This is a genomic window from Streptomyces sp. NBC_00203 (assembly GCF_045206325.1).
Classification (GTDB): domain Bacteria; phylum Actinomycetota; class Actinomycetes; order Streptomycetales; family Streptomycetaceae; genus Streptomyces; species Streptomyces lutosisoli.
The window spans coordinates 9,100,357-9,125,162 of record NZ_CP108126.1 but is presented as its reverse complement, the minus strand read 5'-3'; the positions used below and the strand labels follow the sequence as shown (position 1 = coordinate 9,125,162).

General features: G+C 70.3%; 21 protein-coding genes. 4 read left to right on the top strand and 17 right to left on the bottom strand.

What is annotated here, in order from left to right:
* Nucleotides 1-24 precede the first annotated feature (24 nt).
* On the top strand, nucleotides 25-1,620 hold the full coding sequence (locus OG975_RS40480) for a FadD7 family fatty acid--CoA ligase (protein WP_406334550.1): 1,596 nt from the start codon (nucleotides 25-27) through the stop codon (nucleotides 1,618-1,620).
* Nucleotides 1,621-1,636: 16 nt separating this feature from the next.
* On the opposite strand, the gene OG975_RS40475 is transcribed toward OG975_RS40480, so the two are convergent.
* From OG975_RS40475 to OG975_RS40455, 5 genes are all read right to left on the bottom strand, one after another.
* Entirely contained in the window at nucleotides 1,637-2,569 is a 933-nt protein-coding gene (locus tag OG975_RS40475) for a LysR family transcriptional regulator (RefSeq protein ID WP_330308727.1), read from the bottom strand.
* A gap of 107 nt (nucleotides 2,570-2,676) precedes the next feature.
* Complete coding sequence (locus tag OG975_RS40470) at nucleotides 2,677-2,859, bottom strand: formate dehydrogenase subunit delta (protein ID WP_406334549.1); 183 nt, start codon at nucleotides 2,857-2,859, stop codon at nucleotides 2,677-2,679.
* A gap of 31 nt (nucleotides 2,860-2,890) precedes the next feature.
* Nucleotides 2,891-5,710, bottom strand: a complete 2,820-nt coding sequence (gene fdhF, locus OG975_RS40465) for a formate dehydrogenase subunit alpha (protein WP_406334548.1) — start codon at nucleotides 5,708-5,710, stop codon at nucleotides 2,891-2,893.
* Complete coding sequence (locus tag OG975_RS40460) at nucleotides 5,707-7,320, bottom strand: formate dehydrogenase beta subunit (RefSeq protein ID WP_406334547.1); 1,614 nt, start codon at nucleotides 7,318-7,320, stop codon at nucleotides 5,707-5,709. Before OG975_RS40460 ends, fdhF begins: the two co-directional genes overlap by 4 nt.
* Nucleotides 7,317-7,796, bottom strand: a complete 480-nt coding sequence (locus OG975_RS40455) for a formate dehydrogenase subunit gamma (RefSeq protein ID WP_406334546.1) — start codon at nucleotides 7,794-7,796, stop codon at nucleotides 7,317-7,319. The genes OG975_RS40460 and OG975_RS40455 overlap by 4 nt, the downstream gene beginning before the upstream one ends.
* Before the next feature lie 329 nt (nucleotides 7,797-8,125).
* On the opposite strand from OG975_RS40455, the gene OG975_RS40450 reads away from it, so the two are divergent.
* Nucleotides 8,126-8,815: a GntR family transcriptional regulator gene (locus OG975_RS40450; protein WP_330308723.1), complete on the top strand. Its 690-nt coding sequence runs from the start codon at nucleotides 8,126-8,128 to the stop codon at nucleotides 8,813-8,815.
* Nucleotides 8,816-8,865: 50 nt separating this feature from the next.
* On the opposite strand, the gene OG975_RS40445 is transcribed toward OG975_RS40450, so the two are convergent.
* Complete coding sequence (locus tag OG975_RS40445) at nucleotides 8,866-9,669, bottom strand: acyl-CoA dehydrogenase family protein (protein WP_406334545.1); 804 nt, start codon at nucleotides 9,667-9,669, stop codon at nucleotides 8,866-8,868.
* Between the two features lie 220 nt (nucleotides 9,670-9,889).
* On the opposite strand from OG975_RS40445, the gene OG975_RS40440 reads away from it, so the two are divergent.
* Nucleotides 9,890-10,585, top strand: a complete 696-nt coding sequence (locus OG975_RS40440) for a GntR family transcriptional regulator (RefSeq protein WP_406334544.1) — start codon at nucleotides 9,890-9,892, stop codon at nucleotides 10,583-10,585.
* A 7-nt stretch (nucleotides 10,586-10,592) separates the two neighbouring features.
* Here OG975_RS40440 and OG975_RS40435 read toward each other — a convergent pair whose 3' ends face one another.
* From OG975_RS40435 to OG975_RS40405, 7 genes are all read right to left on the bottom strand, one after another.
* Nucleotides 10,593-11,144, bottom strand: a complete 552-nt coding sequence (locus OG975_RS40435) for a beta-class carbonic anhydrase (protein ID WP_406334543.1) — start codon at nucleotides 11,142-11,144, stop codon at nucleotides 10,593-10,595.
* Between the two features lie 230 nt (nucleotides 11,145-11,374).
* Nucleotides 11,375-13,666, bottom strand: a complete 2,292-nt coding sequence (locus OG975_RS40430; RefSeq protein WP_406336688.1) for an FdhF/YdeP family oxidoreductase — start codon at nucleotides 13,664-13,666, stop codon at nucleotides 11,375-11,377.
* A gap of 234 nt (nucleotides 13,667-13,900) precedes the next feature.
* Entirely contained in the window at nucleotides 13,901-15,130 is a 1,230-nt protein-coding gene (frc, locus tag OG975_RS40425; RefSeq protein ID WP_406334542.1) for a formyl-CoA transferase, read from the bottom strand.
* 137 nt (nucleotides 15,131-15,267) lie between these two features.
* Nucleotides 15,268-16,191, bottom strand: coding sequence for an RNA polymerase sigma-70 factor (locus tag OG975_RS40420; RefSeq protein WP_406334541.1), 924 nt, complete (start codon nucleotides 16,189-16,191; stop codon nucleotides 15,268-15,270).
* Between the two features lie 166 nt (nucleotides 16,192-16,357).
* Nucleotides 16,358-16,741, bottom strand: coding sequence for a DoxX family protein (locus tag OG975_RS40415; RefSeq protein ID WP_406334540.1), 384 nt, complete (start codon nucleotides 16,739-16,741; stop codon nucleotides 16,358-16,360).
* Between the two features lie 115 nt (nucleotides 16,742-16,856).
* Complete coding sequence (locus OG975_RS40410) at nucleotides 16,857-17,708, bottom strand: aldo/keto reductase (RefSeq protein WP_406334539.1); 852 nt, start codon at nucleotides 17,706-17,708, stop codon at nucleotides 16,857-16,859.
* A gap of 84 nt (nucleotides 17,709-17,792) precedes the next feature.
* Nucleotides 17,793-18,770 (bottom strand): aldo/keto reductase, encoded by a 978-nt coding sequence (locus tag OG975_RS40405; RefSeq protein ID WP_406334538.1) that lies wholly within the window; start codon nucleotides 18,768-18,770, stop codon nucleotides 17,793-17,795.
* Nucleotides 18,771-18,929: 159 nt separating this feature from the next.
* On the opposite strand from OG975_RS40405, the gene OG975_RS40400 reads away from it, so the two are divergent.
* Nucleotides 18,930-19,853, top strand: a complete 924-nt coding sequence (locus tag OG975_RS40400) for a helix-turn-helix transcriptional regulator (protein WP_406334537.1) — start codon at nucleotides 18,930-18,932, stop codon at nucleotides 19,851-19,853.
* 84 nt (nucleotides 19,854-19,937) lie between these two features.
* Here OG975_RS40400 and OG975_RS40395 read toward each other — a convergent pair whose 3' ends face one another.
* The 4 genes from OG975_RS40395 to OG975_RS40380 form a co-directional block, all read right to left on the bottom strand.
* On the bottom strand, nucleotides 19,938-21,347 hold the full coding sequence (locus OG975_RS40395) for a DEAD/DEAH box helicase (RefSeq protein WP_406334536.1): 1,410 nt from the start codon (nucleotides 21,345-21,347) through the stop codon (nucleotides 19,938-19,940).
* 187 nt (nucleotides 21,348-21,534) lie between these two features.
* Complete coding sequence (locus OG975_RS40390; protein ID WP_406334535.1) at nucleotides 21,535-22,905, bottom strand: VWA domain-containing protein; 1,371 nt, start codon at nucleotides 22,903-22,905, stop codon at nucleotides 21,535-21,537.
* Nucleotides 22,902-23,759: an AAA family ATPase gene (locus tag OG975_RS40385; protein WP_406336687.1), complete on the bottom strand. Its 858-nt coding sequence runs from the start codon at nucleotides 23,757-23,759 to the stop codon at nucleotides 22,902-22,904. Before OG975_RS40385 ends, OG975_RS40390 begins: the two co-directional genes overlap by 4 nt.
* Before the next feature lie 58 nt (nucleotides 23,760-23,817).
* Nucleotides 23,818-24,783: an immunity 49 family protein gene (locus tag OG975_RS40380; RefSeq protein ID WP_406334534.1), complete on the bottom strand. Its 966-nt coding sequence runs from the start codon at nucleotides 24,781-24,783 to the stop codon at nucleotides 23,818-23,820.
* Nucleotides 24,784-24,806 lie beyond the last annotated feature (23 nt).

The window sequence follows — 24,806 nt, the reverse complement described above, 5'->3', positions numbered from 1 at the left end:
GACCTGGCGCGAGGAGGTGGGGTCATGGCCGTTCCGGCCGCGGCATCCGTGCGCGACGCGAACCGGTACCGGCCCCCGGAGGTCACGGGCCTCGTCGATCTCCTCGACCGGCAGGTGCGGGAACGTCCGCACGCGCGGGCCCTCGTCGTCACCGCGGAACGGGTGCACCTGTCCTACCGTGCCCTGGCGTCCCTGGCCGACGACGTGGCCGCCCGGCTGTCCGGTACGGGGCTGCGCGGGGGCGACCCGGTCGGCCTGATCTGCTCCAACACCGCCGAGTTCGTCGTGGCGCTGCTCGGCGCGGCGCGGGCGGGTCTGGTGGTCGCTCCGCTGGACCCCGCGCTGCCCGCGACCCAGCTGACGGCCCGGCTCGAAGCGCTGGGCGCCCCGGCGGTCCTCCTCGGTCCGCCCGCGGCCGGCGCTCCGCCCATCGCGGCGGTGCCGGTGCCGAGCTGGCCGCTGCGCGTGGACGTCTCCCGCGCCGGAACGGCGGCCGTGGCGCTCGAACCCGGTGCGCTCGCGATGCGCCAGGTCCAGGGCGCGGCAGGCGAGTTGTCGCCCGACGACGCCCTGGTCCTGTTCACCGCGGGGACCACCGACCGGGCCAAGATGGTCCCGCTGACGCACGCCAACGTGGCCGCGTCGGTACGGGGCATCTGCGCCACGTACGAACTGGGAACCGGCGACGCGACGGTCGCGGTGATGCCGTTCTTCCACGGCCATGGGCTGTTCGCGGCGCTGCTGGCCTCGCTGGCCGGCGGAGGGTGCGTCCTGCTGCCCGAGCGGGGACGGTTCTCGGCCCGCACGTTCTGGGACGACATGCGCGCCGCGTCCGCCACCTGGTTCACCGCGGTCCCGACCATCCACGAGATCCTCCTGGACCGGTCGGAGACCGAGTACCCGGGTCCGCAGGCGCCACCCCTGAGGTTCGTACGCAGTTGCAGCGCGCCTCTCAACACGGCGACGCAGCGGGCACTTGAGCGCACGTTCGGGGCGCCGCTGCTGTCCGCGTACGGGATGACCGAGTCCACGCACCAGGCGACCAGCGAGCCGCTGCCGCAGCGCGGGCCGCTGAAGCACGGCTCGGTCGGCCGGCCGACCGGAGTGGAAGTGCGGGTCGTCGGCCCGGACGGGTGCGCCTGCCCGGTCGGCGTCGAGGGCGAGGTGTGGGTGCACGGCCCGACCGTGGCCCGCGGCTATCTCGCCAACCCGGCCGAGACGGCGCGCGGTTTCTCCGACGGGTGGCTGCGCACCGGCGATCTGGGCGCACTGGACAAGGACGGCCATCTGTCCCTGACCGGGCGGATCAAGAACCTCATCAACCGGGGCGGCGAGAAGATCTCCCCCGAGCATGTCGAGGACATTCTCGCCGGGTGCCCCGGAGTCGCCGAGGCGGCCGTGTTCGCGATCCCCGACGCGACGTACGGGCAGCGTGTCGGCGCCGCCGTCGTCGTACGCGAGGGCGAGTGCGTCGGGAGCGAGGAGATCCTGCGGTACTGCCGTGACCGGCTGGCCGCCTTCGAGGTGCCCGACCGGCTCGCGTTCGTCGACGCCCTGCCGTACACCGCCAAGGGAGGGCTCGACCGGCGGGCGGTGGAAGACCGGTACGCCGCGCCGTGACGCCTGGGCGTCCCGCTCAGCGCACGCGGTGCTCGGCCGGCAGTGGACTGGCGAAGAAGTCGTCCAGCGACAGGCCCGTCGCCGCGTTCACGAACGCCCGGGCGGCGACCGAACCGGGGGTCGCCGCGTGGATCGCCACCGAGACCTGGGCCCCGGCCTCCGGGTCGACCAGCGGCAGCGCTCTGGTCCTGCCGATGACCGGCATCGCGCGCAGCCAGGTGTGCGGCACGATGCTGGCCCATCCTCCGCCGCCCACATGCGCGTAGAGGGAGGCGATCGAGTCGGTCTCCACCTGCGGGGTCACCACGAACCCCTTGTCCGCGAAGACGCTGTCGACGATCTGCCGGATCCGCATGTCGGGGGTGAGCAGCGCGAGCGGCAGCTGGGCCGCGTCCGCCCAGGTCATGGTCGAGGCCTGGGAGGTCAGCTGGTCGTCCGAGACGAGCAGCATGTACCGCTCCTGGTAGAGGGGGACGACCGTCAGCCCCTCCTGGTCGCCCGGGTCGAAGTGGGCGATCGCCACATCCAGTTCGAAGTCGCGCAGCTGGCGGTGCAGTTCCTTCGTCGACAGCCGGGAGCGGACCTGCACCTTGGCCAGCGGGTGGGCCGCGCAGAAGGCGGCCACCGGAAGCGCCAGGGTCGTCGACGCGGTGGGGTCCGTGCCGAGCCGGAGCGTCCCCGTGATGCCCGACTGCACGGCGGCCACCTCGGCCTTGAACGCGTCCTGCTCGGCGAGGATCCGCTTGGCCCACACGACGAGGCGTTCGCCTTCCGGGGTGAGGCCCTGGTAGTTGTGCCCGCGGTTGATCAGCGTGACGTTCAGCTCGCGCTCCAGCTTGGCGATCGCCGCCGAGAGCGCGGGCTGCGACACGTAGCAGGATTCCGCCGCCCGGGCGAAGTGACGCTCCCTGGCCACCGCCACGAAGTACTCGAGCTGCCGGAACAGCATGAACGGCTCCTCTCCGGATGCCAGGTGATCGGCGAAAGCCTACCCAGCGCGGCAAGCGGCGCCCGGGGCCGGCCGTTCCGGCCCCGGGCTCCGGTGCGGTTCGCCGTTCAGCGCATCAGCTTCACCGCGGCGACCACCAACGGGTCCAGCCCGTCCGCTCCGGCGTCGACGAACGCGTACAACCGCGTACGCATCCGCGGGTCCCAGAACCTGCCCAGGTGTCCCGCGATCGCCTCGGCGGCCACGTCGCCCGGCAGGTGGCCGTGGTGTGCGGCGATGTCGTTGGCCATCCTGGATTCCGGTGGCACTGCGCCCGCCATCTCAGTCCACCACCGTGACCAGCTGATCGTCCTCGGCAAGCTCCGTGTCGCTGTGCTGGAGCGGGCTCACCAGCCCCACCTGTACGGCGGTCACCTTGTACTCCGGGCAGTTGGTGGCCCAGTCCGAGTTCTCCGTGGTCACCACGTTGGCGCCGGTCACGGGGTGATGGAACGTGGTGTAGACGACGCCGGCCGGCATCCGGTCGGAGATCTCCGCGTGCAGGGTCGTCCGCCCGACGCGGCTGGCGAGCGTCACCAGGTCGCCGTCGTTGATGCCGCGGACCTCGGCGTCGTGCGGGTGCAGCTCCAGGATGTCCTCGGGGTGCCAGGCGACATTGCCGGTGCGGCGGGTCTGCGCGCCGACGTTGTACTGGCTGAGGATGCGGCCCGTGGTCAGGACCAGCGGGTAGCGCCGGGTGCTGCGCTCGTTCGTCGGCACATAGCTGGTAACCACGAACTTGCCCTTGCCGCGCACGAATTCGTCGACGTGCATGACCGGAGTTCCCTCCGGAGCCGACTCGTTGCACGGCCACTGGACGCTGCCGAGCTTGTCCAGCACCTCGAAGGACACCCCGGTGAACGTCGGTGTGACCGAGGCGATCTCGTCCATGATCTGGCTCGGATGGTCGTACGCCATCGCATAGCCCATGGCGGTGGCGATCTCGCTGACGATCTGCCACTCGTGCTTGCCCGTCTTCGGCTTCATCACCGCGCGCACCCGGTTGATCCGGCGCTCGGCGTTGGTGAACGTGCCGTCCTTCTCCAGGAACGACGCACCGGGCAGGAAGACGTGCGCGAACTTCGCCGTCTCGTTGAGGAACAGGTCCTGGACGACCACCAGTTCCATGGCCTCCAGCGCCGCGGTGACATGCTGGAGGTTCGGGTCGGACTGGGCGATGTCCTCGCCGTGCACGAACAGGCCCCGGAAGGTCCCGTCGATCGCGGCGTCGAACATGTTCGGGATCCGGAGTCCGGGCTCGGCCAGGAGGGTGCCGCCCCAGAGCTTCTCGAACACCTCGCGTACGGCGTCGTCGGAGACATGCCGGTAGCCGGGCAGCTCGTGCGGGAAGGAGCCCATGTCGCACGAGCCCTGCACGTTGTTCTGACCGCGCAGCGGGTTCACGCCGACGCCGTCGCGGCCGATGTTGCCGCACGCCATCGCGAGGTTGGCCATGCCCATGACCATGGTCGAGCCCTGGCTGTGCTCGGTGACGCCGAGGCCGTAGTAGATGGCCCCGTTGGGTGCCCCCGCGTACAGCCGGGCGGCGGCCCGCAGTTCCCCGGCCGGTACGCCGCTGATCTCCTCGGTGGCCTCCGGGCTGTTCTCCGGGCGGGCGACGAACTCCGCCCACTCCTCGAACCCTTCGCACCGCTGCGCCACGAAAGCCAGGTCGGCCAGGCCCTCGGTGACCACCACATGCGCCATGGCGTTGACGACCGCGACGTTCGTGCTCGGCCTGAGCTGGAGGTGGTGCGCGGCCTCGATGTGCGGCGAGCGCACCAGGTCGATGCGGCGCGGGTCGATCACGATGAGCTCGGCGCCCTCGCGCAGCCGGCGCTTCATCCGGGAGGCGAACACGGGATGCCCGTCCGTGGGGTTCGCCCCGATCACCATGATCACGTCGGCCTCGGCCACCGAACGGAAGTCCTGGGTGCCGGCCGACTCACCGAAGGTCTGCTTGAGTCCGTATCCCGTCGGGGAGTGGCAGACCCGGGCACAGGTGTCGACGTTGTTGTTGCCGAAGGCCGCGCGCACCATCTTCTGTACGACGTAGACCTCTTCGTTGGTGCACCGCGAGGAGGAGATGGCGCCGATCGCACTCGATCCGTAGCGCGCCTGGAGTTCGCGCATCTTGGTGGCGACCGTGCCGATCGCCTCGTCCCACTCGACCTCGCGCCATGGATCGGTGATCCGGTCGCGGACCATGGGCTTGAGCACCCGGTCGGGGTGTGAGGCGTAGCCGAAGGCGAAGCGGCCCTTCACACAGGAGTGGCCCTCGTTGGCTCCGCCGTCCTTGTACGGCACCATCCGCACCAGCTCGTCGCCGCGCAGCTCGGCCTTGAACGAGCAGCCGACACCGCAGTACGCGCAGGTGGTCACAACTGACCTGGTCGGCATGCCGAGTTCGACGACCGACTTCTCCTGGAGCGTCGAGGTCGGGCAGGCCTGTACGCAGGCCCCGCAGGAGACGCACTCGGAGTCCATGAAGGTCTCACCGGCGCCGGGCGAGACCTTGGAGTCGAAGCCGCGCCCCTCGATGGTCAGCGCGAACGTGCCCTGCACCTCGCCGCAGGCCCGTACGCAGCGGGAGCAGGCGATGCACTTGGAGGGGTCGAAGTCGAAGTACGGGTTGGACGTGTCCTTCTCGGCGTCGAGGTGGTTCTCCCCCTCGTAGCCGTACCGCACCTGCCGCAGCCCCACCACCCCGGCCATGTCCTGCAGCTCGCAGTCGCCGTTGGCGGGGCAGGTGAGACAGTCCAGCGGATGGTCGGAGATGTAGAGCTCCATGACGCCCTGGCGGAGCTTCTCCACCTTCGGCGTCTGTGTGCTCACCCGCATCCCGTCGGCGCACGGTGTCGTGCAGGACGCCGGGGTGCCCCGCCGGCCGTCGATCTCCACCACGCACAGCCGGCACGAGCCGAACGCCTCAAGGCTGTCGGTGGCGCACAGCTTGGGTATCTCGACGCCGGCCTGCGCGGCGGCGCGCATCACCGACGTGCCCTCCGGGACGGTCACCGGCAGGCCGTCCACCTCCACCGACACCGTCGCCGGGCCGGGCCTTTCCGGGGTTCCGAAGTCGGGTTCCTTGAGGAGTGTCATGCCGTGCCCTCCGTCCTCACGCCAGTCGCTTGTACGGGTTGGATCTCCAGGCTTCGACGGCCGCCGAGGAAGTCGTCGGGGAAGTGAGCGAGGGCGCTGCGTACGGGCATCGGTGTCAGCCCGCCCATCGCGCACAGCGAGCCATCGGTCATCAGGTCGCACAGATCTTCGAGCAGGGCCAGATTCTCGTCCCGGTGCGTGCCGGCCACGATCTTGTCGATGACCTCGACGCCGCGTACGGAACCGACCCGGCACGGAGTGCACTTGCCGCAGGACTCCTCGGCGCAGAACTCCATCGCGAAGCGCGCCTGGGCGGCCATGTCGACGGTGTCGTCGAAGACGACGATGCCGCCGTGGCCGACCATCGCGCCGGCGGCCGCGAAAGCCTCGTAGTCCATGGGCAGGTCGAACATCGACGTCGGCAGATAGGCGCCGAGCGGCCCGCCGACCTGCACCGTGCGCACCGGGCGCCCGGAGAACGTGCCGCCGCCGTAGTCCTCGACCAGTTCGCGCAGGGTGATGCCGAACGCGGTCTCCACGATGCCGCCGTGCGCGATGTTGCCGCCGAGCTGGAACACCTGGGTGCCGCGGGAGCGCCCGACGCCGAGGTCCTGGTACGCCTTCGCCCCGTCCGCGAGGACGAGGGGGACGGTGGCCAGGGTGAGGACGTTGTTCACGACGGTCGGTTTGCCGAACAGGCCCTCGATCGCCGGGATCGGCGGCTTCGCGCGGACCGTGCCCCGTTTGCCCTCCAGGCTCTCCAGCATGGAGGTCTCCTCGCCGCAGATGTACGCGCCTGCGCCGACACGTACGTGCAGGTCGAAGTCGAGCGTTGAGCCGAGGATGCCCTTCCCGAGCCATCCGTGCCCGCGCGCGATGTCGATGGCCGCGCGCATCGTGGCCACCGCGTCGGGGTACTCCGAGCGGATGTAGAGGTAGCCCTCGCTCGCGCCGACCGCGTGCGCGGCGATCGTCATGCCCTCGATGAGCAGGAAGGGGTCGCCTTCCATGACCATGCGGTCGGCGAAGGTCCCGCTGTCGCCCTCGTCGGCGTTGCAGCAGACGAACTTCAGGGCGTCGGCGCACTCCAGCACGGTCTTCCACTTGATGCCGGCCGGGAATCCCGCGCCGCCCCGGCCCCGCAGCCCGGACGCGGTGACCTCCGCGACCACGTCCGCGGGGGCGAGGTCCAGCGCCGCGCGCAGCCCCACCAGTCCGCCGTGCTCCAGGTAGTCGTCGGTCGACAGCGGGTCGGTGACCCCGACCCTGGCGAAGGTGACGCGGTTCTGGCCGGCCATCCAGGGCAGTTCGTCCACCACGCCCAGGCGCAGCGGATGGTCCGCGCCGTCGAGCAGGCCAGCGGCCAGCAGGTCGTCCACGTCCTCGGGGCGCACCGGCCCGTAGCCGACGCGGCCCTGCGGGGTCGCCACCTCGACGAAGGGCTCCAGCCACAGCATGCCGCGCGATCCATTGCGTACGACGTCGATGGCGAAGTCTCCGCGATCGGCGGCGCGTTGCAGGGCGTCGGCGACCTCGTCCGCGCCGACGGACCTGGCCGCCGAGTCGCGGGGCACATAGACCGTCGCCGCGGAGTGCGAAGAGTTGTTCATGAGGAGACCGTCCCGTTGAGGATCGAGCCCAGCCGGGCCGGGGCCACACGTCCGTACAGCCGGCCGTCGACCTCGACCGCGGGCCCGAGGGCGCAGTTGCCGAGGCAGAAGACCTGCTCGACGGTGACCGAACCGTCCGCCGTCGTCTCGCCTAGCGACAGTCCGGCCTCGCGGGCGTAGCCCACCAGCCGGTCCGCCCCAAGGGCCTGGCACGCCTCGGCGCGGCAGATGCGCACCGTGGTCCGTCCGGCGGGCTCGCGCCGGAAGTCGTGGTAGAAGGTCACCACTCCGTGGACGTCCGCCCGGGAGAGGTTCAGTTCGTCGGCCAATACCGGAATGGCCTCTTGTGGCACATGGCCCAACTCGGCCTGCACGGCGTGCAGTACGGGCAGCAGCGCCCCGCGCTGATCGCGGTGTCCGGCCACCACTCTCCGGACCACGTCCTCGACCGTCGCGTCACTCCCGCTGGTCGTCATGATCGCTCCGCCTTCCGTCCCACGGGTTCCCGGCGATGCTTGCAGGAGACTGAGACGATACCCCATACAGGCTTCTGTATACAGAAGTCAGTCGTACGGAATCGGAACCGGCCCCGCACAGGAACCGGCCCCGCGCAGGGGTTCACGAGAGCCCGACCCCCGCCGGAACTCCCCGCCCACCAGGGCATCGCCCCCATCGCACCCTCCAGGACGCACGCCATCTTGCATACCAAAACCTGTATGCTGACGCTGCCGTCGGCGACCCTCTCGGCGGCCACCACTTGGCAGAGCCGTCGGCCCCGCGGGCCCGGTGGCGGAACGGGGCAACCATGCGCGAGGCACTCACGGCCGCCGCGTCCCGGCGCGTCACGCGCCCGGCGCCGCTGCGCCAGGCCGTGTACGACGCCCTGACCGAACTGATCGTCAGCGGCTCCCTCAAGCCCGGCCAGCACCTGGTCGAGGCCGAGCTCGCCGAACACCTCGGCGTCAGCCGCCAGCCGGTGCGCGAAGCCCTGCAACGACTGCAGACCGACGGCTGGGTCGACCTGCGCCCCGCCCAGGGCGCCTTCGTCCACTCCCCCACCGAGGAGGAGGCCGCCCAACTGCTCGGCGTCCGCTCGGTACTGGAGACGTACTCGGCCCAGCTCGCCGCCCAGAACGCGAAGCCCGAAGACGTCGAACGCCTTCAGGAGTTGCAGCGGGAAGGCGTCGACGCCCTCGCCGCGGGCGACGTCGAGCGCCTGGTCACGGCCAACACCGCCCTGCACGCCTTCATCACCGCCGTGGCCGACAACGCCGTGCTGGCCGAACTGATCTCAGGGGTGAGCCAGAAGGTCCGCTGGTACTACACGCCCATCGCCCGGCCCCGCGGCAAGGAGGCCTGGAACGAGCACACCCAGCTCATCAAGGCCATCGCCAAGGGCGACGCGGACCGCGCCGGCGAGGTCATGCGCAAGCACACCGAACGCACCACCGACTTCTACCGCAAGCAGATCGCGGCGGGCACGAGCAAGGACTGACCGGGCCTGTGACCGAGCGGGCGAGCAGGCAGGGCCCGCTCCCCACGGTCTCAGGATGACGCCAGCGAATCCGTGGGGCGGCGAGCCGGCCCGGGGAAGGCGCCGGCGGTCGCGGGATGTGCGGCCTCGATCCCGGCGGCGGCCCGCAGTTCGAGCAGCCACGGCAGCACCGTACGCAGCACGATGTCGAGCCCGCCGCCGTCCCCTCCGAGCATCGCGTCGGCGGGAACCAGCACCGGATCGGCGAACACGGTGGACGTCGCGCTGCCGTTCGGCCCGCCCCCGCCCGGCCGGGCGGGCACGAACAGATCGGGCGCGTGCGCCGGGACCACCCAGAGTGTCAGTCCGTCCACCGCGGTGAGCGGCCGCGAGGACCAGACGTAACTGTCGGCCTCCCCCGCGGCGACCACCTCGCGTTTATGGGCGCGGAGCGCGACCACGTCACCGGAGCGGGCGGCGACGGAGTGCGACGCCCAGTACTGGGCCTGCCCACCCTGCTCGCCGGGGCTGCCGTCCTCGGCCAGCGCGAGGCTGCTCAGATGGCGTCCGGCGGCGATCTCACCGCGCAGCCAGGGGCTGCCGTACGACTCGATCACGGCGACCGCCGCGTAGTGGGACTGGAGCACGGCCGCGGTCGCCCGGCAGACACGCGCGGTCCGTGCCACCACCTCGGCGGCATCCGGCAGATCCATGCCACCGCCGCCGAATTCCGCGGAGACGGTGAGCCCCAGCAGCCCGGCGTGGCCGAGGGCCGTCACCGCGCCGCGGGGGAACTTGCCCTCTCTGGCGGTGACTTCGGCGGAGGGCGCGATGACGCCGGTCAGGACATCGGTGAGAGAGGTGCGGTACGACACGGGGTGACCCCCTCCTCGGGAGCGGCTTTCGGCAGCACGCATCGGGAGTTAGATTGCATACAGTATGTTGTCTCCTGTGCGGAAGCGCCAGAGGCGGGGGAAAGGCAGTTTCCGTGACTTCGCGACACGGGCGGCACACATCACAGGGGCTATTGCATACTGAAATCTGTATCCCGAACCCATTGACATGGCGTTCGCAGTCCGACGACGGGGAGGCCCCATGCCCGACACGCCCACCGTGGCAGCCCGCGGCCCGATCAACCGGCCGGCCCCACTGCGCCAGGCCGTCTACGACACCCTGACCGAACTGATCATCAACGGCTCCCTCAAGCCCGGCCAGCACCTGGTCGAGGCCGAGCTCGCCGAACACCTCGGCGTCAGCCGCCAGCCCATCCGGGAGGCCCTGCAGCGCCTGCACACCACCGGGTGGGTCGACCTGCGCCCCGCCCAGGGCGCCTTCGTCCACTCCCCCACCGCCGAGGAGTGCGCCCAACTCCTCAGCGTCCGGGGGGTCCTGGAGACCCACTCCGCGCGGGGCGCGGCCGAACACGCCACCGCCGAGGACGTCGCCCGTCTGTGGGAGCTGCAACAGACGGGCCTCACCGCGCTCGCGGCCGGGGACGCCCGCGCCATCGTCGAGGCCAACGCCGCGCTGCACGGTCACATCACCCATCTGTCGCGCAACGCGGTGCTCGCCGAACTGATCCCGCAGGTCGACCGGCGTGTGCGCTGGTACTACATGCCCATCGCCAAACCGCGCGGCACGGACGCGTGGAGCGAGCACGCGCAGATCATCCGGGCCGTCGCCGACGGCGACCCCGACCGCGCCGAGCACCTCATGGGCCGGCACACCCGGAACACCACCGACTTCTACTGCCGGCAGATCGCGGCGGTGACGGCGGCCGAGCGCGCCTGACGACCGCTCAGGACCGCGGGTCGATCTCCCGCAGGAGCCCGGTCGACACGTCGAAGACGAAGCCGCGGACATCATCGGTGTGCGGCAGGAACGGTGACGTACGCACGCGCTGCATCGACTGCCGTACGTCCTGGTCGACGTCCCGGAAGGCTTCCACGGCCCAGGCCGGCCGCTGTCCGACCTCCATCTCCAGCTCGTGCCGGAAGTCCTCGGTCAGGCTCTGCAGGCCGCAGCCGGTGTGGTGGATGAGTATGACGCTGCGGGTGCCGAGTGCACGTTGACTGATCGTCAGGGAGCGGATCGTGTCGTCGGTGACGACTCCGCCCGCGTTGCGCACGGTGTGACAGTCGCCCAGCTCCAGGCCGAGCGCGGCGTGCAGGTCGATCCGGGCGTCCATGCAGGCCACGACGGCGACGCGCAGAACCGGACGGGCGCCCATGCCCGGGTCGGCGAATCCGGCGGCGTACGCGCGATTGGACTCCACGAGCCGGTCGATGACCGTGCGGCTGCCGGGAACGCCGTCGGCGGGCAGGGTGGATCGGGAAGCTGACGTCGACATGCTGGGCTACCTCACTCCGGTCGAATTCGACAAGACCATGGATCACGTCGCGGACAAGTGGGGTTGAAGACGCCCTCAGCATTCCCACGCGACGGCCGCCCCCACGCCCGCGCAGGAGCCGGGCACCCGGGAAATCAGAAGGATTTTAGTATCAATCTGTATACGGTATGGAGTAGCCAGAAGTCGAGAGGCGCGCCCGGGAGTGTCCCGGGTCGCGCCCCCGGTGTGCCTCACCCCGCGACGGCGGGTTCCAGCCGGACCACGACGCCCTTCGAGGTCGGTGTGTTGCTGATGTCGGCCACGCTGTCCAGCGGCACCAGGACGTTGGTCTCGGGGTAGTACGCCGCGGCGGAACCGGGGGTGGTCGGATAGGCGATCACCCGGAACTTCTCCGCACGGCGTTCCACGCCGTCACGCCACACGCTCACCAGGTCCACCTCAGTGCGGTCGGCGAGCCCCAGCGCCTCCAGGTCGACGGGGTTCACGAGCACCACCCGGCGGGCGTTGTGGATGCCCCGATAGCGGTCGTTCATGGCGTACGGAACGGTGTTCCACTGGTCGTGGGAGCGCAGGGTCTGCAACAGCAGATGCCCCTCGGGAGCGTGCAGCATCTCGAAGTCGTTGCAGGTGAAGACGGCTTTGCCGCTCGGGGTGGGGAACACCCCCTCGTTCACCGGATTGGGCAGCCGGAAGCCGCCCGGCCGGTCCACCCGGGCGTTGAAGTCCTCGAAGCCCGGGACGACCCGGGAGATCCGGTCCCGGATCGTGCCGTAGTCCGCCTCGAACTTCTCCCAGGGTATGGAGGGGTTGTCGCCCAGGGTGCGCCGGGCCAGCCGCGAGATGATCGCCACCTCGCTGAGCAGGTGCGGTGAGGCCGGGTCCAGGCGGCCACGGGAGGCGTGCACCTCGCTCATCGAGTCCTCGACGGTGATGAACTGCTCGCCGCCCGCCTGGATGTCCCGGTCGCTGCGGCCGAGCGTGGGCAGGATCAGCGCGGTGTCGCCGCAGACGGTGTGGGAGCGGTTGAGCTTGGTGGAGATGTGCGCGGTGAGCCGGCACCGCCGCATCGCCCGCTCGGTGACCTCGCTGTCGGGGGTGGCCCGTACGAAGTTGCCGGCGACCCCGAGGAACACCTTGGCCTCGCCGTCGCGCATGGCTCGGATGGCGTTCACCGAGTCCAGGCCGTGCTCGGTGGGTGGGGTGAACGCGAACTCGCGCTCCAGCGCGTCCAGGAAGGCCTGCGGCATCCGTTCCCAGATGCCCATGGTCCGGTCGCCCTGTACGTTGCTGTGGCCGCGGACCGGGCAGACGCCCGCCCCGGGCCGGCCGATGTTGCCGCGCAGCATGAGGAAGTTGACGACTTCACGGATGGTGGGCACGGCGTGCTTCTGCTGCGTCAGTCCCATCGCCCAGCAGACGATGATGCTCTCGCTCCGCAGGACCCGCTCCCCCACGGCCTCGATCTCCTCCCGGGTCAGTCCGGTGGCTTCGAGGATGTCGTCCCAGGAGGCCTTGCGGGCCCGCTCGGCGAACGCGTCGAAGCCCGTCGTGTGCGCCGCGATGAACCCGTGGTCCAGCACCGCACCCGGCCTCGCGTCCTCGGCCTCCAGCAGCAACAGGTTGAGCGCCTGGAAGAGCGCGAGGTCGCCGCCGGGTCGGATCTGCAGGAACTGGTCGGCTATGGCGGTGCCGCGGCCGACGATTCCGCGGGCCTTCTGGGGATGCTTGAAGCGGATGAGCCCGGCCTCGGGCAGCGGGTTCACGGCGACGATGTGACCGCCGTTGAGCTTGGTCTCCTCCAGGGCGGAGAGCATCCGCGGATGATTCGTCCCGGGATTCTGCCCCACCACGAGGATGAGGTCGGAGTGGTGGATGTCGTCCAGGCTCACGCTGCCCTTGCCGATCCCGAGCGTCTCCTGAAGTGCGGAGCCGCTGGACTCATGGCACATGTTGCTGCAGTCGGGCAGGTTGTTCGTGCCGAAGGCCCGGACGAAGAGCTGAAGAAGGAACGCGGCCTCGTTGTTGAGCCGGCCCGAGGTGTAGAAGAGGGCCTCGTCGGGTGAGTCGAGCCGGCGCAGTTCCTCGGCGAGCAGACCGAACGCCTCGTCCCAGCCGACCGGCTCGTAGTGATCGGCCCCGGGCCGCTTGACCATGGGTTCGGTCAGCCGGCCCTGCTGGTTGAGCCAGTAGTCGGACTTCTCCGCCAGTTCCGAGATCGGATGCGTACGGAAGAAGTCAGCCGTGACCCGGCGCGAGGTCGCCTCGTCGCTTATGTGCTTGGCGCCGTTCTCGCAGTACTCGTTCTTCGCCCGGTGCCCCGGCGCGGGCTCCGGCCAGGCGCAGCCGGGGCAGTCGAAACCCTTGGTCTGGTTGATGTTCAGCAGCGTCAGCGCCGTCCGCCGGACCGACGTCTGGCCCAGCGAGTACTGCATCGCGTGCGTCACCGCGGGCAGTCCGGTCGCCCAGGTCTTGGGCGCGGTGACTTCCAGCCGGTCGTCCGTCGGGTCTTCGATGGTGCTCATGGTCTTGGCCTGTGCCTTTCTGCCGCTGTCGCTGCCGCGCGTACGGCGGATCCAGCGCCGTGGCCGCTCGGAGATCAGCTTCGGACAGGCCATGAGAGGTAGTCAAAGAGAGAACAACTTCTACGTGATAAACGCCGCCTATCAACTGGGCAGGACCTGCGACGACGACGTATCACCGGCCGGTGCGGCCCTGCCCGGCATCGGGGGCCGGCCACTACGGCCGAGGGCTGTCGGTCAGATCACTCCGCTCGACTTCAGGAGGCTGAGTTCCTCGTCTCCGAGGCCGAGTTCGCCGACGTAGATCTCTTCGTTGTGTTCGCCGAGGAGGGGCGAGGTGGTGATGTCGGCCGGCGAGTCGGACAGTTTGAGGGGGTTGCCGACGGTGACGTAGGAGCCGCGTTCGGGATGCTCGACCTCGACGACGATCTCGTTGGCGGCGAGGGAGGCGTCCTCGATGATCTCCTGGGTGGAGAGGATGGGTCCGCAGGGGATGTTGTGGGCGTTCAGCTGCTCCAGCACCTGCCACTTGGGGAGGGTGGCAGTCCATTCCTCGATGAGCTGGAACATCTTGGTGAGCTTGGGCAGGCGGGCTTCGGGGGTGGCCCAGTCGGGGTCGTCGGCGAGTTCGGGCCGTCCGATGAGGGCGCTGATCGGTTTCCAGCCGACGGGCTGGACGATGACGTAGACGTAGTCGTTGGGTCCGCCGGGTGCGCAGCGCACGGCCCAGCCGGGCTGACCGCCGCCCGAGGCGTTGCCGGAGCGGGGAACCTCGTCGCCGAAGTCGTCGTTGGGGTACTCGGCGAGCGGGCCGTGGGCGAGGCGCTGCTGATCGCGCAGCTTGACCCGGCAGAGGTTGAGCACGGCGTGCTGCATGGCCACGTTGACGCGCTGACCGCGCCCGGTGTTCTCGCGCTGGAACAGTGCCGCGAGGATGCCGGCGACAGCGTGGATGCCGGTGCCGGAGTCGCCGATCTGGGCCCCGGTGGCCAGCGGCGGTCCGTCGGCGAAGCCGGTGGTGGCCATGGACCCGCCCATGGCCTGCGCGACGACCTCGTACGCCTTGAAGTCGGTGTAGGGGCCCTCCCCGAAGCCCTTGATGGAGGCGTAGACGATACGGGGGTTGATCTCGCGGATGCGGTCCCAGGTGAAGCCCATCCGGTCGATGGCGCCGGGCCCGAAGTTCTCGACCATGACATCCGAGCGGCGGATCAGTTCGGTGAGGATGTCCTTGCCGCGTTCGGTCTTGGTGTTGAGGGTGATGCTGCGCTTGTTGCTGTTGAGCATCGTGAAGTAGAGGGAGTCGACGCCGGGCAGGTCCCGCAGCTGCTTGCGGGTGATGTCGCCGGCCGGTGCCTCCAGCTTGATGACGTCCGCGCCGAGCCAGGCGAGGAGTTGGGTCGCCGAGGGACCGGACTGGACGTGTGTCATGTCGAGGACGCGGATACCTTCGAGAGCCTTGGTCATGATCGCCACCTCACTTGTACATCGCCGCGTGTAGATTGCATACCGTATGGAATTGCCTTCATGGTTGCGGCAGACGAGGGGGATGTCCAGAGGGCGCCGAGAAGATTTCGCCACGCCCGTGCGGCCGGCTGTCGCGGCTACTCCGTGGGTCGGCGTGCCTGTTGTACGTCGCGGTGGACTGCCCAGGCGTCCGCTACTGGGCCCACGTGCCCGAGCTTGTCGGGGTTGATCACCGCGCGAATCGCCTGGATCTGCCCGTCGAGTACATCGAGCACCAGGGTGTGGATCACCTTGCCGTCCCGGTCGCGGAAGATCGCGCCCGGCTGGCCGTTCACCTCGTGCGGCTCGCACGTCACGTCGATCCGGGCCAACAGAGGGAAGACGGAGGCAAGCAGCCGGGCCACGTTCGAGGCACCGAAGACGGCCCTGGCCAGCTGCGGGGCCTTGCCGCCTCCGTCGCCGACCATCGACACATCGGCGGCGAGCAGGTCCTGCAAGCCGAGGACGTCGCCTTCGCGGAGGGCGTCGAAGAACCGCGACGCCAGTTCCTCCCGCTCCTTGCGGTCCGCGTCGAACCGAGGCCGGCCCGCTGCCATATGGCGCCGCGCCCGCACCGCCAACTGACGGCACGCAGCCTCCGACCTCCCCACCGCCGACGCGACCTCGGGAAAGCCGAAGTCGAACACCTCCCGCAGGACGAAGACCGCACGCTCCAGCGGGCTGAGCCGCTCCAGCAGCAACAGGGCCGCCATCGACACCGAGTCGGCCAGCTCCGCCGACCGCGCCGGATCCTCATAAGGGTCGGCGAGCAGCGGCTCGGGGAACCACGGCCCGACGTACTCCTCCCGCCGGACACGGGCCGAGCGCAGTACATCGATCGAGACCCGGGTCACCGCGGCCGAGAGAAAGGCCTTGGTCGACCTGGGCTGTGTCGCGGAGGCCTCGAAGCGCAGCCAGGTCTCCTGGACCGCGTCCTCGGCCTCGCTCACGCTGCCCAGGATCCGGTAGGCGATCGAGAACAACAGCGGCCGCAGCTCCTGGAACTCCTCGGTCTTACTCATACCAGCTCCCCCTTGAAACCCTGGCGCCGCGCCATCGCCCCTGCCTGCCTGCCTGCCTGCCTGCCACGAACACTCGCGTGACCCTCACCCTCCATGATCGACAATCGACTCTCAACCCCCGAGACGAGACGGGACTGGATCATCGGGAACCGTGTGTTGCCGCCGGTCAGCCGGTGAAGGACTCGGGGCCGAATCGGCCCCACGCGATGAATGCCGCAAGCGCGAGATAGATCAGGTTCAGCGCCACGAACTTGGATTCGCCGAGTCGGCCGTGAGTGATCATCGCGCCGGCCATCAGCAAGATCCAGCAGACGGCGGTCACCGACACCAGAACCGGTGCGATGCCGAGCGCGGCGGGCAGGACCAAGCCCAGCGCGGCCAGGAGTTCGAGGACGCCGAGGGTCTTGACGAAGCCGCCGCCGACGTCTTCGGTCCATCCCCCGCCATGGGCCGCGGCCAGCTTCTCCCTGGGCACGAATGTCTTGCTGACGCCGCCGGCCAGGGCTACTGCGGCCAGCAGTCCGGCAGCGATCCACAGTGCGAGGTTCATCATCTGCTCCTTGATCGAGGATTGCCTGCACCTCGTACGACGAGACAGCGACCCGGCCTGTGACATCTCCGAACACCCGGCGAGTCTTGTGGGCGCGCCGAGGCGCCCCGCGGGCTCAGCTGTCCAGGCGCCGCTTGCTGAGCCAGGTGACGATCTCCGGGTCGTGGTGGTCGAAGAACAGGGACGTTCCGGTGTCCAGGGTGGCGATGGCCGTCATCTGGTCGTCGGTGAGCTCGAAGTCGAAGATGTCGATGTTCTCCGCCATGCGCTCGGCGCGGACCGACTTGGGGATCGCGACGACGCCGCGCTGGGTCAGCCAGCGCAGCACGACCTGCGCCACGGACTTGGCGTGCTTCTCTGCGATCTCGCTCAGCAGCGGGTGGGTGAACAGACTGTTCTTGCCCTCGGCGAACCCGCCCCAGGACTGGATCTGGACCCCGTGCTCGCGCATGAGCTCCTGATCGGCGGTGCGCTGGAAGAACGGGTGGGTCTCGATCTGGTTGACCGCGGGCGTGACGTCGTTGTTGGCGATGAGGTCGACGAGCCGGTCGGGGTAGAAGTTGGCGACGCCGATCGCCTTGACGCGGCCCGCGCGCTGGAGGTCCTCCATGGCTCGCCACTGGCCGTACACGTCGCCGTAGGGCTGGTGCATCAGATACAGGTCGAGGTGGTCGAGGCCGAGTTTGTTCAGCGACGTCTCGAAGGCGCGCCGGGTGTTCTCCTGCGCGGGCGCGTCCTGGATCCACAGCTTGGTGGTGACGAACAGCTCCTCGCGCGGGACGCCGCTGTTCTTGATCGCGCGGCCGACAGCTTCCTCGTTCTGGTAGGCGGCCGCCGTGTCGAGCAGGCGATAGCCGGCCGCGAGGGCGTCGGAGACGGCCTGCTCGGTCTGCTCCGGCGGGATCTGGTAGACGCCGAATCCGAGGATCGGCATCTCGACGCCGTTGTTCAGGGTGACGTTCTGCATGAGGGTGTCCTTCTGTGCGGGATGGGGGGTGAGCGTTGGAGGAGCCGGGGAGACGGGGTGGGAGGAGCCGGGGAGCCGGGGTGGTCAGCGTTCGAGCATCCGCAGGCCCGCTTCCGTGTGGGTGGCTCCGGCCGCCGGAGGGAGGCTGGTCAGCCTGTCGAGCTGTGCGGCGGTCAGCCGGATGCCGTCGGCGGCGGTGTTCTCCTCGACCCGGTGGACGCGCTTGGTACCGGGGATGGGGGCGATGTCGTCGCCCTGAGCCAGCAGCCACGCCAGGGCCACTTGGGCCGGGGTGGCGCCGGCCTCGGCGGCGACGGCCTGCACCTCGTCGGCGAGGCGCAGGTTGCGCTGGAAGTTCTCGCCGGTGAAGCGCGGGTTGCCGTGCCGGAAGTCGCCTTGCCGGAAACCGTCGGTGGAGCGGATCGTGCCGGTGAGGAAGCCGTGTCCCAGGGGCGCGAACGGTACGAAGCCGATGCGCAGCTCGCGCAGCAGCGGCAGCACCCGTGCTTCGGGGTCGCGGGTCCACAGGGAGTACTCCGACTGCACCGCGGTCACCGGATGGACGGCGTGCGCGCGGCGAATGGTGTCGGGCCCGGCCTCGGACAGGCCGATGGCGCGGATCTTGCCCTGGGCGACCAGCTCGGCCAGCGCTCCGACGGTCTCCTCGATCGGCACCCGCGGATCCACGCGGTGCTGGTAGTACAGGTCGATGTGGTCGGTGCCGAGGCGTGTGAGCGAGCCTTCGACGGCGGTGCGGATGTTGGCCGGGCTGCTGTCCAGGGTCCACGCCCCCTCGCCCGCGTGCGAGACGAGGCCGAACTTCGTCGCCAGCACGACCTGGTCGCGGCGCCCCTTCAGGGCACGGCCCAGCAGTTCCTCATTGACGTACGGACCGTAGATCTCGGCGGTGTCGATGAAGGTGACGCCCAGCTCCAGGGCGCGGTGGAGGGTACGGATGGACTCCGCCTCGTCGGTCCCGGAGTCGGTGTAACCGTGGGACATCCCCATCGCACCGAGACCGATTCGGGAAACCTCCAGGTCACGCAGGGTGATGTAGCGCATCGGTTCTCTCCGCTCCAGTGCCTTCCGGCGGGTTCCACTCTGGCCCGGAAACCACCTTCGCGCCTTTTCCCGCCGCGTGGCAGGCCGCGCTCTTCGGGGGTAATGACAGGGCCCCCCACCGCGCTGCCGAGCAGGTCAGCGCGGTGTGACACTGAATCCATGGCATCTGAGCACACCACCACCGGCGGCGGAAGCGGCGGCCTGGAGCTCGGCCGGTTCCTGCGTGCCCGCCGCACCCAGACGACTCCGGAGCAGGTGGGCCTCACCGTCGGTGCCGGTCTGCGTCGCACCCCGGGGCTGCGCCGGGAGGAACTGGCCACCCTGGCCGGGATCAGCATCGACTACTACGTACGACTGGAACGCGGCAAGGAGACCCGCCCCAGCCCCTCAGTCCTCGACGCCCTCGCCCGCGCCCTGCACCTCGACGACCAGGAGCACCACCATCTGCGCGAGCTGGTCGCCCGCGCCGCCCGGTACGCACCCGAGCCGCCTCCCGCGCCCAGCCGCACGGTGCGCCCCCATCTGAAGCTGCTGCTGGAGTCGATGCGCCCGAACCCGGCCTACATCGTCAGCCGAAGCATGGACTTCCTCGCCTGGAACCCCGGTGGTCTCGCCCTGTACGCGGGTCTGGACGAGTGGCCCGCCAAGCAACGCAACCTGGCCCGGTACCTCTTCCTCCACCCCACCGCCCGCACCCTGTTCCCCGACTGGGACAACCAGGTCCGAACCTGCGTCTCCCGGCTGCGTGCCATCGCCGGCACCGCGCCCGACGCCCCCGACCTGACCCACCTCGTCGGTGAACTGCTCCTCAAAAGCCCCGACTTCGCCAGACTCTGGGAACGCTACGACGTGACCGGCCGCAAACCCGTGCGCAAGACGTTTCACCATCCCCACGTCGGCACGATCACCCTCACCGGCCAGAGCATGGAACTGGAGGGCACCCCGGGCCAACGCCTCGGCGTCTACGTCGCCGAACCAGGCACCCCCGACCACGACGCCCTGCTCCTGCTGGACATGACCGCGCCTCAACCGGCCTCGCGCGGGGCGGAGATGGACCCCGAGCAGCCGCGCAAACAGCTCTGACCCCGGTCCGGCCATGCGCCGCCACCGCCACCGGCAGACCGAGCGCGAGGACGGCGATACACGGGAGTGTCAGGTGGGCGCCGCTCAGCCGCCGCGGCGGACCATGGCCGCCTTGCGGGCCTCGGCGAGCTTGCGGGCCTCGCCGGACTTGCGGGACTTGCCGCCGGTGCCGCGGGAGGTGTCCTTGCTGGTGCCCAGGCCGCGGAAGGGGGCGTTGGTGTTCTTGGGCCGGGGTGTGGCGGGCCCGTCGAGCGGGGTGCCGGAGGGAGCCTTGGCCCCGGTGATCCGGCTCAGTTCCGCCTCGCCCGAACGCACCTTGGTGACCGTCGGCTCGATGCCGGCCTCGGACATCAGCCGGCTCATCTCGCGGCGCTGGCCCGACAGCACCAGCGTGACGACGCGGCCGGACTCACCGGCCCGGGCGGTGCGGCCCGCACGGTGCACGTAGTCCTTGGGGTCGGTGGGCGGGTCGACGTTGACCACGAGATCGAGGTCGTCGATGTGCAGGCCACGGGCCGCGACATTGGTCGCCACCAGAACGGTGATCTGGCCGTTCTTGAACTGGGCGAGGGTCCGGGTGCGCTGCGGCTGGGCCTTGCCGCTGTGCAGGGCCGCGGCGTGCACTCCGCTGGCCCGGAGATGTTTGGTGAGCTGGTCGACGGCGTGCTTGGTGTCCAGGAACAGCAGTACGCGGCCGTCGCGGGCGGCGATCTCCGTGGTGACGGCGTACCGGTCGGGGCCGTGGACGATCAGCACATGGTGGTCCATCGTCGTGACCGCGCCCGCGGACGGGTCGACCGAGTGGACGACGGGGTCGTGGAGGTAGCTGCGGACCAGGTGGTCGACGTCGCGGTCCAGGGTGGCCGAGAACAGCATCCGCTGGCCGTCGGGGTGCACCTGGTCGAGCACCTCGGTGACCTGCGGCAGGAAGCCCATGTCACACATCTGGTCGGCCTCGTCGAGGACGGTGATCCGTACCCGTCCCAGGCGGCAGGCCTTGCGCTCGATGAGGTCGTGCAGGCGGCCGGGGGTGGCGACGACGATCTCGGCTCCGTCGCGCAGCGCGGCGGCCTGCCGGCCGATCGACACACCGCCGACGACCGTGGCCATCCGCAGCCGGAGCGCGTCGGCGTACGGTGCGAGCGCCTCGGTGACCTGCTGAGCCAGCTCCCGGGTGGGCACCAGGATCAGAGCGAGGGGCTGCTTCGGCTCCGCGCGCCGCCCGGCCGTCCGTACGAGCAGCGGCAGGCCGAAGGCGAGCGTCTTGCCCGATCCGGTGCGCCCGCGGCCCAGGACGTCTCGGCCCGCGAGGGCGTTGGGCAGCGTGGCCGCCTGGATCGGGAAGGGCTCGCGCACACCGAGCTCGGTGAGCGTTCGCAGCACCTCGGCCGGCAGTTCCAGGTCGGCGAAGGAGGTGACCGCGGGCAACGCCAGGAGGGTCTTCGGCTGGGCGAGGTCGCCCTGCGAGGTGTCGGGGCGGTCCGGGTGGTTCATGAAGAGCCTTCCGCAGGGGGAACGTACCGAGGAAGGCCCGGCAGGAATGAGCAGCCGACGAACAACGGGAACCGGACGGGCAGAGCCGTCGGCCGTGACGACCGTGCAAACGTTTGACGCTACCACAGAGGGTGGCCGGCCACGGCATCGAGGAGGTGCGGACCGCCGGCTCCGTCGAAGCCCGGCGTCAGACCGGCAGCAGCCGGGCGATCAGCCCGCTGAGCTGCTGGGCGTTGCGGGACTCGTACATCTCGACGAGTTCCGCGTAGGCGGGCGCGGCGGAGTCGCCCGTGCCCCATTGCGAGCGCTGCTCGGGGTTCAGCCAGTAGACGCGGCGGGCCCGCTCGGACAGGTGCCGTACGGCCGGCAGGTTCGGGTCGCTCATGTTGGTGCGGGCGTCGCCGAGGATGAACACGGTGGTGCGCGGGCCCACCGCGTCGGCGTACCGCTCGTCGAAGGCGCCGAACGAGACGCCGTAGTCGCTGCTGCCGTGCCAGCCCGTCAGGGTCGCCTCGGCCCGGATGCGGGCGCTCAGTCCGTCCGCGTCGGCGGCGCCGTGCACCAGCAGCCCGGTCACCTCGTCGATCAGGTTGACGAAGGCGAACACCCGCACCTTGCTGAACTGGTCGTGCAGCGCCTGCACCAGCAGCATCGTGAAGTCGGAGAAGCCCGACACCGAGCCCGACACATCGCACAGCAGCACCAGTTCGGGCCGGACGGGACGGCGCCGGCGCAGCACCGGTCGCATCGGCACCCCGCCCGTGGACAGCGACCCGCGCAGGGTCCGCCGCAGGTCGATGGTGCCGCGGGCGGCACGGCGGCGGCGCGCGGCGAGCCGGGTGGCCAGCTTGCGTGCGAGCGGCTGAACCACCTTGCGCAGCTCGGCGACCTGCTCCCGTCCGGCGAACAGGAAGTCGACCCGGTCGGCGGTCGTGGCGACCGCCCGCCGCGCGATCTGGTCCCGTCCGCGCCGCTCGGCGACCCGGCGGCGCGCCTCCGTGGCGACCTGGCGCCGGAAGCCTTCGATACGGTGCCGGATCTCGTCCTCCAGCAGCCGGTCGGTGAACCCCGTGCCGTCGCCCCGGGCTCGGACGGTGTCCCGCACGCGGGCCATCAGCGTCTGCGGGCGGAGCCGGTCGAGTGTCTGGTACGACGACCAGCCGTCCGATCCGGGCGATGCCCCGTACCCGCCGAAGCCGTCCACCGCCTCGACCGCCAGCCGGGCCAGCATCGCCTGGTCGTTGGCGGCGAGCGCGGCGGCGAGCCGGTCGCGCAGATCCTCCCGGTCCGCGGGTGCTTCGGTACCGGGCGCTCCGACACCGCGCGGAAAGTACACGTCGAAGACCGGGTCGAACACCCGTCGCTGTCCGCTGGTGTGCAGCAGCGTGGCGGCCAGCCCTTCGCGCAGCCGCTCGCGGTCCGCGAGGCCGAGCGCCTCCAACGTCTGTGCGGCGTCGACGGTTTCCCCGGTGCCGATCCGGACGCCGTGCGAGCGCAGCGCGCCGACAAGACCTGTCAGCCGCTCCGCGACACCCGTCGCCGGCGCGGGAGCGTTCACATGGCGTCCAGGTCGAGCTTGGCCGCCGCCTTGAGGATGTCGTCCTGATGCTTGAGGATCACGCCGAGGCTGTCGCGTACGACGCTCTCGTCGAGGGTGTCGGCCCCGAGCGCGAGCAGCGTGCGCGCCCAGTCGATGGTCTCGGCGACCGACGGAACCTTCCGCAGATCCATCTCGCGCAGCGCCCCGACCACCCGCACCACGGACTCGTTCAGGGTCTCGTCGAGGCCCGGCACCTTCAGCCGTACGATGCGACGCTCCAGCTCCTCGTCCGGGAACCCGATGTGCAGGAAGAGACAGCGTCGGCGCAGCGCCTCGGACAGCTCCCGGCTCGCGTTCGACGTGAGCACCACGAAGGGGCGGCTGGTCGCGGCGATCGTGCCGAGCTCGGGGACGGTGACCTGGAAGTCGCTGAGCACTTCCAGCAGCAGGCCCTCCACCTCGACGTCGGCCTTGTCGGTCTCGTCGATGAGCAGCACCTTGGGGTCGTCGCCGCGGATGGCGGTGAGCAGCGGGCGCGCCAGCAGGAACTCCTCGCTGAAGATGTCCGTGCGCGTCTCGTCCCACGACTCGTCGCGGCCCGCGGTGATGCGCAGGAGCTGCTTGGCGTGGTTCCACTCGTACAACGCCCGTGACTCGTCGACGCCTTCGTAGCACTGCAGCCGGACCAGTCGGGCTCCGGCGACCTCCGCGACGGCCTTGGCCAGTTCCGTCTTGCCGACCCCGGCGGGGCCCTCCACCAGGAGCGGCTTGCCGAGGCGGTCGGCCAGGAAGACGGTCGTGGCGACCGCGGGCGACGCCAGATAGCCGGTCTCGGCGAGTCGCGCGGAGACGTCGTCGACGGATGAGAACAGCAACAGGGCCTCCAGCTCGGCGCGGACGAGGTCGAGACTCGGGCAAGGCCGAGACTCACTATCTAAGCGCTTGTTCACCACCCCTGTCACGTGTGATGGCGCCCACGCGGCCGACCCGCGGAGCGCCCTCCGGGGCACGCAGCAGGCCTTCCGGCAGATAGCCGGACCTGATGCGCAACTCCCACCCGTGCACTTGGACAGCCAGCGCGGCCAGAGCGATCGCGCCGACCGGCAGCAGGCTCCGGGGGGCCGCATCGGCTGCCGCGCTCTCCCGGTGCTGGACGAGACGTCCGGCCAGGGCCCGTTCGAAGGCCGGCTGGTCGTCCTCCAGGAGTACGCGGAGAAGCTGCTGATCCGGCGTCAGCGCATCGAGGGCGTCCAATCGCCGTGTCGCCGCCAGGCGTTCTTCGGCGTCCGGCTTGCACAGCGTCACAGTGGGCCAGTCCCGGGGCAGGTGCCCGCGTGCCGGAGTCAGGTAGCCGCACAGCGCGTCCATCTCCGCGAGGCCCGCGGGATCCGACCGCGACTCCAGCGGCGAGTACGGCACCCCGTCGCGGATCGCGGGCGCATAGTCCTCCCGCAGCAGCAGACCCATCACCCGGTCCCGCTCCCAGACCGCGCCACTGATCAGGCACAACGCGAACGCGTCCAGCCAGGTCCCCGGGTTGGGCGCGAGGTCCACCGCGTCCCCGAACCCGAAGTCCTCGCTGCTCAGCCTCTCGTCGACGAGAGGGAAGGGGACCTCGAAGTCGCCGTCGGGGAAGGCGCCGAGGCTCAGCACCCCGAGGGCGCACTCGGCCGCGGTACGCAGGACTGTGCGTGCGGAGGCGGCGCCGAGCGTGGGGTCCGCCAGGGCACGTGCGGCGACATGGTCGAGGAGTTCGTCGCCCATCTCCTGAAGGGACTTCAGGGACAGGCGGTCGTAACGCAGCCCGTGCCAGCGGTCGAACGCCCGCCCCCAGATGTCCTCCAGGGCGTGGGATATCCGCTGCTCGCTGACGCTGTGGCACGTCACTTCCCGCACGTTGCCGTCCTTCCTTGATCCTC

What these genes read in the sequence shown, in the direction of transcription:
- OG975_RS40475 (WP_330308727.1), bottom strand. Translation starts at nt 2,569, where the DNA reads ATGCTGTTCCGGCAGCTCGAGTACTTCGTGGCGGTGGCCAGGGAGCGT.
- OG975_RS40415 (WP_406334540.1), bottom strand. Translation starts at nt 16,741, where the DNA reads ATGAACCTCGCACTGTGGATCGCTGCCGGACTGCTGGCCGCAGTAGCC.
- OG975_RS40400 (WP_406334537.1), top strand. Translation starts at nt 18,930, where the DNA reads ATGGCATCTGAGCACACCACCACCGGCGGCGGAAGCGGCGGCCTGGAG.
- OG975_RS40455 (WP_406334546.1), bottom strand. Translation starts at nt 7,796, where the DNA reads ATGACGACCAGCGGGAGTGACGCGACGGTCGAGGACGTGGTCCGGAGA.
- OG975_RS40410 (WP_406334539.1), bottom strand. Translation starts at nt 17,708, where the DNA reads ATGCAGAACGTCACCCTGAACAACGGCGTCGAGATGCCGATCCTCGGA.
- OG975_RS40430 (WP_406336688.1), bottom strand. Translation starts at nt 13,666, where the DNA reads ATGAGCACCATCGAAGACCCGACGGACGACCGGCTGGAAGTCACCGCG.
- OG975_RS40395 (WP_406334536.1), bottom strand. Translation starts at nt 21,347, where the DNA reads ATGAACCACCCGGACCGCCCCGACACCTCGCAGGGCGACCTCGCCCAG.
- OG975_RS40405 (WP_406334538.1), bottom strand. Translation starts at nt 18,770, where the DNA reads ATGCGCTACATCACCCTGCGTGACCTGGAGGTTTCCCGAATCGGTCTC.
- OG975_RS40460 (WP_406334547.1), bottom strand. Translation starts at nt 7,320, where the DNA reads ATGAACAACTCTTCGCACTCCGCGGCGACGGTCTATGTGCCCCGCGAC.
- frc (WP_406334542.1), bottom strand. Translation starts at nt 15,130, where the DNA reads ATGACCAAGGCTCTCGAAGGTATCCGCGTCCTCGACATGACACACGTC.
- OG975_RS40470 (WP_406334549.1), bottom strand. Translation starts at nt 2,859, where the DNA reads ATGGCCAACGACATCGCCGCACACCACGGCCACCTGCCGGGCGACGTG.
- OG975_RS40435 (WP_406334543.1), bottom strand. Translation starts at nt 11,144, where the DNA reads ATGTCGACGTCAGCTTCCCGATCCACCCTGCCCGCCGACGGCGTTCCC.
- fdhF (WP_406334548.1), bottom strand. Translation starts at nt 5,710, where the DNA reads ATGACACTCCTCAAGGAACCCGACTTCGGAACCCCGGAAAGGCCCGGC.
- OG975_RS40450 (WP_330308723.1), top strand. Translation starts at nt 8,126, where the DNA reads ATGCGCGAGGCACTCACGGCCGCCGCGTCCCGGCGCGTCACGCGCCCG.
- OG975_RS40440 (WP_406334544.1), top strand. Translation starts at nt 9,890, where the DNA reads ATGCCCGACACGCCCACCGTGGCAGCCCGCGGCCCGATCAACCGGCCG.
- OG975_RS40420 (WP_406334541.1), bottom strand. Translation starts at nt 16,191, where the DNA reads ATGAGTAAGACCGAGGAGTTCCAGGAGCTGCGGCCGCTGTTGTTCTCG.
- OG975_RS40480 (WP_406334550.1), top strand. Translation starts at nt 25, where the DNA reads ATGGCCGTTCCGGCCGCGGCATCCGTGCGCGACGCGAACCGGTACCGG.